The organism is Pseudoxanthomonas sp. (assembly GCF_002863005.1).
Taxonomy (GTDB): Bacteria; Pseudomonadota; Gammaproteobacteria; order Xanthomonadales; family Xanthomonadaceae; genus Pseudoxanthomonas_A.
In genome coordinates this window covers 71333-83776 of sequence record NZ_PKDG01000018.1, presented here as the reverse complement: position 1 = coordinate 83776, position 12444 = coordinate 71333, and the positions used below count along the sequence as shown (strand labels likewise).

At 68.1% G+C, this 12444-nt stretch carries 14 protein-coding genes, 2 tRNA genes and 1 other RNA gene; 4 read left to right on the top strand and 13 right to left on the bottom strand.

The annotated features are described in order from the left end of the window. Positions 1–43 precede the first annotated feature (43 nt). Positions 44–364: a YbaB/EbfC family nucleoid-associated protein gene (locus tag CYU89_RS08170; protein WP_296280101.1), complete on the bottom strand. Its 321-nt coding sequence runs from the start codon at positions 362–364 to the stop codon at positions 44–46. Between the two features lie 7 nt (positions 365–371). Next, complete coding sequence (gene dnaX / locus CYU89_RS08165; RefSeq protein WP_296280099.1) at positions 372–2117, bottom strand: DNA polymerase III subunit gamma/tau; 1746 nt, start codon at positions 2115–2117, stop codon at positions 372–374. Positions 2118–2250: 133 nt separating this feature from the next. Between dnaX and CYU89_RS08160 the strand changes: the two genes are divergently transcribed. Together CYU89_RS08160 and ffs are read left to right on the top strand one after the other, a co-directional pair. Further along, a tRNA-Ser gene (locus CYU89_RS08160) sits at positions 2251–2343 on the top strand. A 72-nt stretch (positions 2344–2415) separates the two neighbouring features. Then, positions 2416–2512: signal recognition particle sRNA small type (gene ffs / locus CYU89_RS08155), an RNA gene on the top strand. A gap of 88 nt (positions 2513–2600) precedes the next feature. Here ffs and CYU89_RS08150 read toward each other — a convergent pair. Genes CYU89_RS08150 through CYU89_RS08120 form a run of 7 tightly spaced genes read right to left on the bottom strand, consistent with a single transcriptional unit; the run spans position 2601 to position 7306 of the window. Further along, the gene (locus CYU89_RS08150) at positions 2601–3623 is read right to left on the bottom strand and encodes a cytochrome D1 domain-containing protein (protein WP_296280098.1); all 1023 of its coding nucleotides are present in this window, start codon (positions 3621–3623) and stop codon (positions 2601–2603) included. Then, positions 3620–4048, bottom strand: coding sequence for a molybdenum cofactor biosynthesis protein MoaE (locus CYU89_RS08145; protein ID WP_296280096.1), 429 nt, complete (start codon positions 4046–4048; stop codon positions 3620–3622). The genes CYU89_RS08150 and CYU89_RS08145 overlap by 4 nt, the downstream gene beginning before the upstream one ends. A gap of 3 nt (positions 4049–4051) precedes the next feature. Further along, positions 4052–4297: a MoaD/ThiS family protein gene (locus tag CYU89_RS08140; RefSeq protein WP_296280251.1), complete on the bottom strand. Its 246-nt coding sequence runs from the start codon at positions 4295–4297 to the stop codon at positions 4052–4054. After that, positions 4294–4776, bottom strand: a complete 483-nt coding sequence (moaC, locus tag CYU89_RS08135; protein ID WP_296280094.1) for a cyclic pyranopterin monophosphate synthase MoaC — start codon at positions 4774–4776, stop codon at positions 4294–4296. The genes CYU89_RS08140 and moaC overlap by 4 nt, the downstream gene beginning before the upstream one ends. Before the next feature lie 16 nt (positions 4777–4792). Continuing rightward, complete coding sequence (gene moaA, locus CYU89_RS08130; RefSeq protein WP_296280092.1) at positions 4793–5806, bottom strand: GTP 3',8-cyclase MoaA; 1014 nt, start codon at positions 5804–5806, stop codon at positions 4793–4795. Continuing rightward, entirely contained in the window at positions 5803–6555 is a 753-nt protein-coding gene (locus CYU89_RS08125; protein WP_296280090.1) for an MBL fold metallo-hydrolase, read from the bottom strand. Before CYU89_RS08125 ends, moaA begins: the two co-directional genes overlap by 4 nt. A 1-nt stretch (position 6556) precedes the next feature. After that, complete coding sequence (locus CYU89_RS08120) at positions 6557–7306, bottom strand: 3-deoxy-D-manno-octulosonic acid kinase (RefSeq protein WP_296280088.1); 750 nt, start codon at positions 7304–7306, stop codon at positions 6557–6559. A gap of 26 nt (positions 7307–7332) precedes the next feature. On the opposite strand from CYU89_RS08120, the gene CYU89_RS08115 reads away from it, so the two are divergent. Then, positions 7333–8373, top strand: a complete 1041-nt coding sequence (locus tag CYU89_RS08115) for a glycosyltransferase family 9 protein (RefSeq protein WP_296280085.1) — start codon at positions 7333–7335, stop codon at positions 8371–8373. Positions 8374–8379: 6 nt separating this feature from the next. On the opposite strand, the gene CYU89_RS08110 is transcribed toward CYU89_RS08115, so the two are convergent. Next, positions 8380–8787 carry a DUF6165 family protein gene (locus tag CYU89_RS08110; RefSeq protein ID WP_296280083.1) on the bottom strand — a complete coding sequence of 136 codons (408 nt, stop codon included), beginning with the start codon at positions 8785–8787 and terminating at the stop codon, positions 8380–8382. A 107-nt stretch (positions 8788–8894) separates the two neighbouring features. Further along, a tRNA-Ser gene (locus tag CYU89_RS08105) sits at positions 8895–8985 on the bottom strand. Between the two features lie 216 nt (positions 8986–9201). Here CYU89_RS08105 and CYU89_RS08100 point away from each other — a divergent pair. Continuing rightward, the gene (locus CYU89_RS08100) at positions 9202–9906 is read left to right on the top strand and encodes a PP2C family serine/threonine-protein phosphatase (RefSeq protein ID WP_296280082.1); all 705 of its coding nucleotides are present in this window, start codon (positions 9202–9204) and stop codon (positions 9904–9906) included. Between the two features lie 15 nt (positions 9907–9921). On the opposite strand, the gene CYU89_RS08095 is transcribed toward CYU89_RS08100, so the two are convergent. Together CYU89_RS08095 and CYU89_RS08090 are read right to left on the bottom strand one after the other, a co-directional pair. Beyond that, positions 9922–10635: a hypothetical protein gene (locus CYU89_RS08095; protein ID WP_296280080.1), complete on the bottom strand. Its 714-nt coding sequence runs from the start codon at positions 10633–10635 to the stop codon at positions 9922–9924. Beyond that, entirely contained in the window at positions 10632–12338 is a 1707-nt protein-coding gene (locus CYU89_RS08090) for a DUF4034 domain-containing protein (RefSeq protein WP_296280079.1), read from the bottom strand. The genes CYU89_RS08095 and CYU89_RS08090 overlap by 4 nt, the downstream gene beginning before the upstream one ends. Positions 12339–12444 lie beyond the last annotated feature (106 nt).

Below are 12444 nucleotides of genomic sequence, written 5' to 3'. Positions count from 1 at the left end.
GGGGCAGCGCAGGCGCGCCGCCGTCAACCGATCGGGATCGCGGTCAGAACGGCATCTTCATGCCGGGCGGCAGCGGCATGCCGGCCGTGGCGGCGCCCATGCGCGACTTCGATTCCGCGTCGACCTTGTTGGACGCATCGTTGAAGGCGGCGGCGATCAGGTCCTCCAGCATTTCCGCGTCCGACATCAGCGACGGATCGATGCGGACCTTGCGGCATTCCTTGGCGCCGGTCAGCGTCACGCTGACCATGCCGCCCCCGGCATTGCCGGTGACTTCCAGCTTGGCGAGTTCTTCCTGGGCGCGCTGCAGGTTCTCCTGCATCTTCTGCGCCTGCTGCATCAGTTGGGCGATGTTTCCACGCATGTCGTGATCACTCTTCGTAAGGTCGGATGGAGTCCGGAACGAGCCGGGCGCCATGCTGCTGCATCAGCTGGCGCACGTCCGGATGGTTCATGAAGGTCGATTCGGCGACGTTCTGGCGTTCGTCGCGCTGCCGGTGGCTGCGCTGCTTCAGCGTCTCGCCTGCCGGCGCGGCCGCCGCGAATGCCAGCCGCGGCGCCACCCCATAGCGGCTGGCGATGGCCTCACCGAGTTCGCCGAGTGTGCGTTCCGATCGCAGGTAGTCGAAGCCGCTGTCGAGCGCGAGGGTCAGCGTACCGTCCGCATATCCGGCGAAGGCGACATTGTCGACCAGTTGCTTGCCCACGCCCTTCAGGCCGCAGGTGCTGGCGAAATGCAGCCAGGTCTCCGCGTCGGTGATGCCGATGCCGGCCGGCATCGTCGATGCGACAGGTGCTGCTGCCGCAGGTTCGTCGGCGACACGCCAGGGCGGCGCGTCGTCCACCATGGCGCGTGCCGGGCTCGGGCTGGGAGGCGCGGGACGCTCTTCACGGGCCATCTGCTGCGGTGGCATGACCGGCTCCGGCGTCGCGGGCGCCGTGCGCATCGCGGGCGAAGGACTGGCGGCGGGCGGCGGCGCATTCGGGATGGGCGCCTGCACCACCGGTGCGCGCGCCTCACCTCGCATTTCGCCCGCCTGCGCCGGGCGGAACGCCAGCATGCGCAGGAGGCTCATTTCGAATCCGGCCCGACCGCTGGGTGCCACATGCAGGTCGCGGCGACCGTTGATGGCCATCTGGTACCACAACTGCACGACCTCCGGACGCAGCTGGCCTGCGAAGGCATCGACGTCGATCCCTTCCGCCTCCACACTGGCCGAGGGCACCAACTGCCTCACCTGGATGCGGTGCAAGGCTTCCGCCACCGCATCCAGCACGCCGGCCCAATCCGGCGAAAATTCCGCCAGCCGCGCCACCACCTGCAACAGGGTTTCGCCATCGCCCTGCGCGAGTGCCGCCAGCATGGCATTCACCTGGGTGCGATCCACCGTGCCCAGCATGGTGCGCACGCCGTCGTCGCGCAGGGCACCGCCGGCATAGGCGATGGCCTGGTCCAGCAGCGACAGACCATCGCGCAGCGAGCCATCGGCTGCGCGCGCGAGTTGGGCGATGGCGCTCGCATCGGCGTCGATCGCCTCGGCGCTGAGGATCCTGGTCATCTGCCCGCGGATCTGCTCCTCGTCCAGGCGCTTGAGGTTGAACTGCAGGCAGCGCGACAGCACGGTGACCGGCAGTTTCTGCGGATCCGTGGTGGCCAGCAGGAACTTCACATGCCCGGGCGGCTCCTCCAGCGTCTTCAGCAGCGCATTGAACGCGGCCTTCGAAAGCATGTGGACTTCGTCGATCAGGTACACCTTGAACTTGCCACGCGACGGCATGTACTGCGCGTTCTCGATCACTTCGCGCACGTCGTCCACGCCGGTGTTGGACGCGGCGTCGATCTCCAGCAGGTCGATGTAGCGGCCGGCGTCGATGTCCAGGCAGGCCGGGCACTGGCCGCACGGATCGGCGCTGGTGCCCTTCTCGCAGTTCAGCGATTTGGCGAAGATGCGGGCAATGGTGGTCTTGCCCACGCCGCGCGTACCGGTGAACAGGAACGCGTGGTGGACGCGGCCGCTGTCCAGTGCATTGGTCAACGCGCGGACCACGTGCTCCTGGCCCACCAACTCGGCGAAACGCTTGGGACGCCACTTGCGGGCGAGGACGAGGTAGGACATGCCGACATTGTGCCACGCTCCGCCAGCCGCCCCTCCGCCCCCGCGACGATTCCACGGCTTCGCTTGTGGCGCCCCCCCTGCCAAGGCTAGAATTCACGCCCCTGAAAGCAGCCTATGGCTGCATTCAGGTCCCGGAGAGGTGTCCGAGTGGTTGAAGGAGCACGCCTGGAAAGTGTGTAAGCGTCTAAACCGCGCTTCGGGGGTTCGAATCCCCCTCTCTCCGCCAGTTTCATCGCAACCCGCTTCGGCGGGTTGACGACGGACCGCGCCCAGGCGCGGTTTCGTGTCTATGGTGGCTCCGTCGGCCCCTCGCGACGCTAGGTCGAAAATCCCGCCAGGGCCGGAAGGCAGCAACGGTATCGATCGATGCGGGCGCCGAGGTCAGCCGGCGGGGCTACCGCCTTTCGAGGCATCGTCTCGTCACTGTCTCCTGCCGTCGCGACGGCATCATCGCCATCGCGGCGGACGCCTCTTGAGCGTCGTTCATTCGGCCACGATCCCCAGCGCGTCCGGTTCGCGTCCGGTGACCCAGTAATCGATCACCTGCCAGCGTTCGGTGTCGATCACGGCGATCCTGTCGCCTCCACTGATGGCCACGTACGCGCGCGGCCGATCGGCTGCCAACGCTACGCCGATCGGCAATGCAGCGTTGCCGAGCATCGTGGGCTGGTAGGTCATGTCTTCGCGCGACAGCGAGACGGTAGCCACTGGCACCTTGGTGCGGGCATTGAAGACGGAGAGCGTCGCGGCGCGCGCATTGGTCACGAACGCCCGCGAGCCGTCCGCGGAAAACACCACCCGGATCGGAAACCCCTTGCTGCTCATGCGACGCTTGACCGCCAGCGTGCGCGGGTCGTGCACGGTGACGGTGCCGTCCTCGCGATTGGTCACCCACACCTCCTGGCCATCCGGTCGCACCGCCACGCCTTCCGCACCCTTGCCGGCGGCGCGCTCCATCGTCTTCATGCCGGACTGCAGATCGATGCGGCTCAGCGTACCGGACTGGATCTTGGTCAGGTACGCGACCTTTCCGTCGGTCGACACGGCGACCATGTGGCCCGTGCCCCCACCGACATCGATCACGCGCTCGATGCTGCCCGAGGCCACCTCCACGACCAGCAGGCTGGCCGAGGCTTCCGTCGTCACCAGTACGCGACGGCCATCGGGCAGGAAGCGCAAACCGTGCGGCGCACCGTGCTGGCCCAGGTCGATGGTCCGTGTCGGCGTGCCGCCCACCAAGTCCAGGACCGAAAGCGAGCTGCCGGATTTCGCATCGCCGTAGTTCGTCACCACGGCGATGCGCCCGTCGGGCGCAACCGCGATCTCGTGCGGTGCTTCGCCGGTGCGGAACTCGCCGATCCTTCGGCCGTCGCGCAACGACAGGCGCCAGACCGTATCCGCCGACTTGTTGCCCACCAGCAGCTCTGCCGCACGCGTTGCCGCCGGCGCAGCGAGCAGCCCGACCGCCAAAGCCAGCACGAGGGGACGCACTGTCCTCGGCGTCATGCACCCTCCGCCATCGGGTGCAGCCAGTCGGCATCGCCTTCGCGGTAATGCTCGCGCTTCCAGATCGGCACGCGACGCTTCACCTCATCGATGATGTAGCGGCAGGCATCGAACGCCGCACCGCGGTGCGCGGCGCTTACGCCCACCCACACCGCCAGGTCGCCGATGGCCAGCGTTCCCACGCGATGCACGCAGCACGCAGCGATGATGTCGAAGCGCGCCTTCGCTTCCGCAAGGATGCGTTCGCCTTCGCGCTCGGCGAGCGCTGCATACGCTTCGTAATCCAAGCCACCCACGGAGCGACCCGCGTGATGGTCGCGTACCCAGCCTTCGAAGCTGGCGTAGCCGCCCGCGCGCGGATCGAGCACGCGTGCGCGCCATGCGTCCAGGTCGGGCGGCGTCTCCGAGAGGGCGAAGTCGGCCATGGCTCAACCCCCGCTGACGGGCGGAATAAAGGCGATCTCGCTGTCCGCAGACGGCGCGTCTCCCCAGCGCGCGAACTCGCCGTTCACCGCGACGCGCAGGTGCTCGCGCGGCCAGGTGAATCCATGCCGCGCCTGTACGTCGTCGTAGACCCTCGCCAGGTCCGGGGCCTGGGTGGAGAGGGTTTCGCTGGCGATGCCGGCACGCTCGCGCAGGCTGGCGAAATAGAGCAGCGTCACCGTGGGCATCAGAGCTGCCCCACGTCGCGCTTGCCGCCGCGCTTGCCGACGAGTTTCGCCGGTCCGAGCACGATCGCGTGCGACAGCGCCTTGCACATGTCGTAGACCGTAAGGGCGGCCACCGTGGCTCCGGTGAGCGCCTCCATTTCCACCCCCGTGCGATGCACGGTGCGTACCTGGCAATCGATGCGCAGCGTGGCTTCGCCATCCCAGTCCACCGCCACGCGGCATCCGTCGATCGGCAGCGGATGGCAGAAAGGGATCAGTTCATGCGTGCGCTTGACCGCCATCGTCCCGGCGATGATCGCCGTATCGACGATGCCGCCCTTCGCACTGCGCAAGCCGTTGCGCTTCAGCTGCCGCGCGATCTCCGCCGGAAACCGCACGCGGCAGGTGGCGAGCGCTTCGCGCGCCGTCGCCGCCTTGCCGGAAACGTCGACCATGGCCGGGCGACCGTCGGCGTCGAGATGGGTCAGGGCGTTACGTGGCATGAGGATCCTGCGTGGTTCAACCACCGATAAGATACATCTCGACGCGTCGCCGATCCCGCACTTCGGGACGGCCACGCAACTCGCTGTAGCGGTCGCCGCGCGCCGACCACAGGCCTGCCACGTGCGTCGCCAGCGCATCTTCGCCTTGCGCAAGGACCGCACGCAGGTCGGCGCCCTCCGACGCGAACAGGCAGGTGAAAAGGCGCCCGTCGGCCGACACGCGCGCACGGTGGCAGTCGCCGCAGAACGGCGTACTGACCGAGCTGACGAAACCGACTTCGCCACCGCCGTCGTCGAACCCGTACCGCTCCGCCACCTCGCCCCGATAGTCCGCCTGCAGCGGATGCAGCGGCCAGCGCTCGGCGATGCGGTCGCGCAACGCGGCCGACGGCACCATCCGGTCGAGCCGCCAGTCGTTGCTGTCTCCCACATCCATGAATTCGATGAACCGCACGACATGGCCCGTGCCGCGGAAATGCTCGACCAACGGCACCACCTGATTCTCGTTGAGCCCGCGCTGCACGACGGCATTGATCTTGAGCCGCGAGAATCCGGCTCTCACGGCGGCGTCGATACCCGCAAGCACGTCGCTTACCTTCCCCCGCCGCCCCGACATCTCGGCGAAGAGATCGGCATCCAGCGCGTCCAGGCTGACGGTGATGCGCCGCAAGCCGGCGTCGTGCAGCGCCTGCGCCTGGTGCGCCAGCAACATGCCGTTCGTCGTGAGGGCGATGTCCTCCAATCCCGGAATGGCCGAAAGGCGGTGGACGAGATCGGGCAGGCGCTTGCGCAGCAGCGGCTCGCCCCCGGTCAATCGCAGCTTGCGCATGCCCAGCCGCACGAAGGCGCGGACCAGCGTGTCGATCTCGTCGAAAGACAGGCGTTGCGAGGCATCGGTCCCGTAGTCCTCGGGCACGCGATCGGCCGGCATGCAGTAGCCGCAGCGGAAATTGCAGGCATCGATGACGGAAAGCCGCAGGTCATGCAGGGGACGGCCCAGCAGATCGCGCGGGAGCGGGATGGCGTTCAAGGCAGCACGGTCGGCAGCGGGTCCGCCAGCGCGAATCCCTCGCCCGCCACGGCGACACGGTGGCCGCGTGCGCGAAGGGCGTGCGCGTCCGCTTCGCTCGCATAGTGGTACAGCACGCAGCGGGCCAGCAGCGCGGACGGATACTCGCGTTCCAGATCGTCGATGCCGCTGTGCGACGGGTTGCCGTGCAATGCGCAATCATGGGCGATCAGTTCGCCCGCGTTCGCATGGCGCGCCAGCATTTCGGGGATGGGCCGCGTATCGCCGGTCCACACCACGCTGCCCCGCAGGCGCAGGCCGAACGCCGTTTCCGGCCAATGGTGGCGCACCGGGAACACGTCCAGTCGCAAGCCGTCATGCCAGAACGCGTCACCGACCGGGATCAGCTGGAACGCGTCCCAGAAGTTCGCGCCGCCCTCTGCCAGGACGTTGGGATAGCTGGCGATGCGCTGGTGGAGCAGCGGCACCAGGGGCGCCGGCACGTACAGGCGGACCTTCCCGCGCCGTGCAGCGTCGAAATAGCTGGCGACGAACAACCTTTCCATGCCCGCGACGTGATCGAGGTGCACATGGGTGATGAAGAGCGCCTCGGGCATGCCTCCATGGCGCGACTGGTATGCGGTCAACCCTTCGCCGCCGCAGTCGATCGTCAGCCATGGTCGGCCGTCGCGCTCCAGCGTCGCCATCGCCGAGCCGAGCTCGACGGCACCGGCGTTGCCCACGCCCAGGAACCGCAGCATCCACGCCACGTCAGTACCCCCGCGACCAGGCATGGTCGTAGGCGCGGCGGAGGTGCGCGAAGTCGACGCCTACTTCATCCTCGCTGCGCGCACCGCGCAACTTGAGCAGGGAACGCTTGAGCCGTGCGAGGTTCTGTTCGCGCCACGCGGTGGCGGGAATGCGCAGCCGGCCCCGGTCGAAATCGATCAGCCAGCCATGACCGCCCGCATCGAACAGGATGTTCTGCGCATTGAGGTCGGCATGGTCCAGGCCCGCACGATGGAAGCGCGCCACCAGGCGGCCCGTGCTCTCCCATGGCGCATGGCCCTCGGTCTGGTCGGCGATGTCGGCCAGCGTGCGCACCTCCATCAGGCGCTCCAGCAGGATCGACGCACGGTAGAACATCCCGTCGCGCACGTAGCTGGCCGCCACCGGCCTTGGCACCGGCAGGCCGCGCGCCAGCAGGGCACGCGTCAGCCGGAACTCGGCGAAACTGCGGGTCTTGTCCGGCCCATGCCAGAGATAGCGGTCCCGGCTGAAACGCGCCGCCAGGCCGCCCCGGCGATAATGACGCAGCACGCACTGGCTGGACGGGGCATCGATGAACCAGGCGCTGCCGCGCCCTCCACTGTCCACCGGGCGGGCGCGTTCGCCCCACTTCTCGGGCTGGAACCAGTCGGGATCCGCTTGCCGCAGGTGTTTGCGGTCGAACAGAATCGCGCCATATCCGCTGCCTTCGCGGAACGGCGTCAGGGATTCCGAGGCGTCAAATCCGACCATCCAGCGAGTCTAACAATAGTTATCCCATGATTCCCTCATCGCTCTGCCTGCTCCGACTCTCCGCACTCGGCGACGTGACCCACGTCGTGCCCCTCGTGCGCACGCTGCAGCGGCAGTGGCCGCAACTGCCGCTGCACTGGGTAATCGACAAGGGCGGATTCAAGCTGCTCGAAGGGCTGGAAGGCGTGACCTTCCACACCTACGACAAGAAGACAGGACTGGCCGGCATGCGCGCCTTGCGCCGGGAACTGCCGGAGGAACGCTTCGACGCGCTGCTGCAGATGCAGGTGGCGTTGCGCGCGAACCTGCTGTCGGCCTTCATCCGGGCCCGGCGAAGGATCGGCTACGACCGCCGTCGTTCCAAGGACCTGCATGGCCTGGTGATCAACGAACGCATTCCCGACAGGCCCGGCATCCACGTGCTCGATGCGATCGGCAGTTTCTGCGAACCGCTGGGCCTGCACCAGACCGAGGTGCGCTGGGACCTGCCGGTACCGGCCGACGCGCACGCATGGGCGCGTGCGCAGTGGCCCGAGGACGGCCGGCGGACGCTGGTGATCTCGCCGTGTTCCAGCCACGAACGTCGCAACTGGTATGCGGACCGCTACGCCGCCGTCGCCGACCACGCTGCCTCGCAGGGATGGCGCGTGGTGGTGTGCGGGGGGCGCAGCGAATTGGAACGGCGGACAGCGGACGGCATCATCGCCGCGATGCGGTCACCTGCGCTGGACCTGGTCGGCAAGGACACCCTGAAGCAGTTGCCGGCCCTGCTGGCGCGCGCGGACCTAGTGATGACGCCCGACTCCGGCCCCATGCACATCGCCAACGCCATGGGCGCCGCCGTGCTGGGCCTGCACGCGGCCAGCAATCCCCGCCGCAGCGGCCCATACTCCACGGTGCGTTACTGCGTGGACCGCTACGATGACGCCGCACGCCGCTACAAGGGCAGGCCAGCCGCCGAACTCGCGTGGGGCACGAAGATCGAGCACGACGGCGTCATGGCCCTGATCACCGTGGACGATGGCATCGCCGCCTTCGAGCGACGCCGGCACGATCTCGCAGGCTGATCGCCGTCAGGGCGCGCCCGCGGTCCGGTAGTCCTGGTAGGACTTCTCTTCCACGTAGCTCGAGCCCAGGGCCAGGTTGATCGCCTTCTTGATGCGGGCGCGCTCGTCGTTCTCGAAATAGACGCTGCGGGCGAGGCGGACGAAGTCGTCGTCGAAGGCCTGCGCCTTTTCCTTCAGCCGTACCTCGTCCTCGACCACCCAGAGGCGCTCGTTCACGGCTTTCAGCTGGGCGCGCAGTTCGACGATGTCGTGGCCGGCCACGGGATGGGCCATCCAGGTCTTCTCCAGCGCCGCCAGTTCGTCGCGCACGTGCGCCAGTTTGGCCGGGTCGCTCATGCGTTCCGACTTGATCTGCAGGATGGCGATCTTGTCCAACAGCTCACCGAAGGACACGGGGACGAGGATCTCGGACATGGAGGGCTCCGGCGCAAAAGGCCATTCTACGCCCGTCCCCAACGGCGATCCGCGCCCATCACGGTGACGGAAACGCAAAAGCCCCCTTGCGGGGGCTTTCTTGAAACTGGCGGAGAGGGAGGGATTCGAACCCTCGATACGCTATTAACGTATGCCTGATTTCGAGTCAGGTACATTCAACCACTCTGCCACCTCTCCGGTGGCCCGGGCTGTCCCGGGGGCGTGAATCATACGTGGCGCGCCGCATCGGGACAAGCCGACCGATCCCGAAGACGGCGGGGCGCATCACCCGACCTGCACCTCGGTGAACCCCGGTTGGGTTTGGAAAGCCCCGAATCTTGTCCGATGTCCTGTCCGCACGGATCATTGCGTATGAGCGGATAGGAAAACGCCGTCCGCACAGACCAGGGCACCATGATCGAATTCGGCCACATCTCCCACGTCGGCCTCCGTCGCGAGCTGAACGAAGACACCTACTACGGCGACAGCGAGCTGGGCCTGTGGCTGGTGGCCGATGGCATGGGCGGCCACGCCTGCGGCGAAGTGGCCAGTGCCCTGGCGCGGGAGACCATCGTGCGCGAGATCCGCGATGGCACGCCGCTGGCGCAGGCGATCCGGATCGCCGACGAGGAGATCATCCGTACCTCCCGCCGCCGCAACGACACCTTGCCGATGGGCACCACCGTGGTGGCGGCCCGCATCCAGGGCAACTGCTTCGAAGTGGCCTGGGTCGGCGACAGCCGGGCCTACCTGTGGCGCGAGGGGCAGCTGGCCCAGCTGAGCCAGGACCACAGCTACGTGCAGGAACTGATCGCCCAGGGTGCCCTGACCAGCGAACAGGCGCGCACCCACCCGCATCGCAACGTCGTCACCCAGGCGCTGGGGGTCACCGACCCCAACCACCTCAACGTCGAAACCATGACCGGCGAACTTCGCCCGGGCATGCAACTGTTGTTGTGCAGCGATGGGCTGACCGAAGAGGTCGACGATCCCAGCATCGCCGCCACCCTCAAGCACGACGACTGCAGCGCACAGGAATGCGTCGACACGCTGATCGCGGCGGCTTTGGACGGCGGCGGCTCGGACAACGTGACCGCGATCCTGGTCCGCTGCCACTGAGCACGGACGGGCGGGTCAGCGGGCCGCGACGCCTTCGCCCCCGATCCAGAGCACGTACTCGAAGCTCTGCACCATGCGCCCATAGCCACTGCCATCGGCGTCGTAGTTGGCGCCGACGCTCACGGTATGCCGCCCCGGCGACAGCGGCGGCAGCAACAGCCAATACCCGTCGCTCGCCGCCACCTGCGCCAGGTGGCCCGGGGGAGGTGGAACATCGGGATACAGCGGAAAGCAGCCGTTGCTGCGTACGCGATAGCGCGCGACCTCCGCGACCGGTACGCCGTCCAGCAGGACCACCGCACTCGACAGCCGGTCGTTGTTGACCGCAGCCCAGGCCTGCAACTGGCGGCAGCTGGGGACACGATCGCCACGCAACGCGTCGCCCGGCGTGTAGTGGATCATGTTGATCACCGGCATGAGCAGGTGCTTGCCAACGGGAACCGTGCATTCGCGGCGCGCATTGAATCCGCCGGTTGTCCCCGCGAGAAACCAGACCGGTCCATCCTGTGCCACGGCGCAGGCACGGCCATCCCGGTCGCGATACGGCAGGCCATCCAGCGCTTCCGCCCACTGCCACCACGCCGCCGTCCATTCCGGATACCCCTTGCCGTCGACCTTGGCATCGAGCGGCAATGGCACGACGGGCGCGGCGCGGTCCTCGGCGCGGGTGCCTGCGATGGCCAACAACAGCACCCATGGCACGACAAGACCCGGGAACACCGGCCTCATCGCTGCGCCCTCGCCCGACGGATGCGTTCGATCGTCGCGGCATGGTGCGGCCAGCGCTCGAGGTCGTGGTATTTGACGAACTGGTTGATCGCCTCCACCTGGGCCGGATCGTCCTGCACGCCACGGAGCCAGGCCAACATGCGCCAGCCTTCGCCATTGCGCGGAAACTCCCTGACCAGTGCCCCGACGCATGCCTCGCCGGCCGCCAGTTCACCGCTCATCGCGTAGGTCTGGCAGTACAACTCGTACGCTTGCTCCCGCATGTCCGCGTCCTCCATGGTCTTCAACAACGGGCCGCGGGCCGCATGCTCGCCGAGCGCGCGCCGGGTGGCACGGGCCAGCAGGTACTGGCGTCGTGCGCTGGCGGGCGCCGCCTCGACCGCACGGCGCGCATCGCGCAATGCCCACTCGCCATCGTCCAGTTCCATCAGGATCTCCGCACGCAACGCGAGGTGGCTGTCGTCCCGCGGCTGGAAGCGCAGCGACTGCGACACCCAGCTCAGCGCGCGCCAGCGATCGCCTTGCGCATACATGCCGCGTCCCGCACGCGCCATGTAGCCAGCATTGGGGGCCTGCAGCGACGCGGCAACCGTACCCGGCATGATCTCGGGCCAGGCGTCGGCGAGATCCGCCTCATAGCCGATCGGTATGGCCGTCAGCGTCAGCAGCGCAGGGTTCTGCGCGACACGCGCGGCGATCAGCCCCGCAGCCGCGCGCATCGCCTCCTCCGAACCGCCCCAGCGCGGTTCGGCCTGCGTGATGACCTCTTCCAGAACAAAGTAGGACTGCGGATCGATCCTGAGGCACTCCGCGGTCGCCCAGCGCTGCAACTCGTTGGAACTCATCCGGCCGATCGCCGCCAGTTGTTCGCACGCCGGAGACAGCCGCTTCTCCTCCTGGAACGCCTCGGCCAGCAGCGGCACCGCACGCTGGAACAACGCGCCCATCCGCTCCAGCTGCTGGCCCGGCGTTTCCGACGCCCACTGGGTGCCGCGTGCCCGCCAACCCTGGCGCGCGTAAACATCCCCCAGCGCCATTTTCGCGAAGGCGCTGTCCGGCGACTGTTCCAGCCAGCGTCGGGCAACACGCTCGGCCTCGGGATCGGCATCGAAGATCGAGTAAGCGATGAAGATCTGATCGCGCTGGGTCGCGTCCGCGTAGTGCGCCCGCAGCAACGCATCGAAACGACGGTCCAGGGCGCGGGCTCCCTGCGGTTGATCGAGTTGCCGGTCGATCTCGTCCAGCGACAGGATTGGCGCCCGCAACAGGAGGCAACGCGACGCCCCCGCATTCGCCGGCCAGGCATTGCCGGGCAGGTCCGGGTAGGCGAGGCAACGCGCTTCAGGGTCGAGCGCCTGCGCCTCGACCGCGCGCACCCGGGCCAGATGGTCCTGGAATGCGGCAGGTGGCGCGGGAGGCGCCTTCGCCACGTCCGACTCCGGCCGTACGAACCGCACCACCGTGGTCCGCTGGAACACGCGTTCGTGGCCGCGATAAGGCAGCGGCGACGCCTGCCGCACGGCAGCCAGCAGCGAGTCGCGTCCCTTCGCATCGAACCGGCATGCCGGCTCCGCAGTGGCGGTGAGGACCTCGCCGCCGGGCAGCAGCGTGAGCCGTACGGGACACATCTGCCCGGCGCGTACGCTCGCCGGCACGTCCCAGCGCGCCACGATCGCTTCCTGCAGCGCGGCCGTGTAGGCCACGGGCGCCTCCATGGGGAAGGGCGGCGCAGGCGTCGCCCCGCCCTCGGCCATCCCCGCCACGATCCCGAACATCGCCACCACAAAGGCGCAAGAGCGCCTGCGTCCT

Coding starts and splice junctions, on each gene's coding strand:
- moaC (WP_296280094.1), bottom strand. CDS start 4,776: ATGCCACGTAACGCCCTGACCCATCTCGACGCCGACGGTCGCCCGGCC.
- CYU89_RS08145 (WP_296280096.1), bottom strand. CDS start 4,048: ATGGCCGACTTCGCCCTCTCGGAGACGCCGCCCGACCTGGACGCATGG.
- CYU89_RS08095 (WP_296280080.1), bottom strand. CDS start 10,635: ATGAGGCCGGTGTTCCCGGGTCTTGTCGTGCCATGGGTGCTGTTGTTG.
- dnaX (WP_296280099.1), bottom strand. CDS start 2,117: ATGTCCTACCTCGTCCTCGCCCGCAAGTGGCGTCCCAAGCGTTTCGCC.
- CYU89_RS08100 (WP_296280082.1), top strand. CDS start 9,202: ATGATCGAATTCGGCCACATCTCCCACGTCGGCCTCCGTCGCGAGCTG.
- CYU89_RS08110 (WP_296280083.1), bottom strand. CDS start 8,787: ATGTCCGAGATCCTCGTCCCCGTGTCCTTCGGTGAGCTGTTGGACAAG.
- CYU89_RS08120 (WP_296280088.1), bottom strand. CDS start 7,306: ATGGTCGGATTTGACGCCTCGGAATCCCTGACGCCGTTCCGCGAAGGC.
- CYU89_RS08150 (WP_296280098.1), bottom strand. CDS start 3,623: ATGACGCCGAGGACAGTGCGTCCCCTCGTGCTGGCTTTGGCGGTCGGG.
- CYU89_RS08170 (WP_296280101.1), bottom strand. CDS start 364: ATGCGTGGAAACATCGCCCAACTGATGCAGCAGGCGCAGAAGATGCAG.
- CYU89_RS08115 (WP_296280085.1), top strand. CDS start 7,333: ATGATTCCCTCATCGCTCTGCCTGCTCCGACTCTCCGCACTCGGCGAC.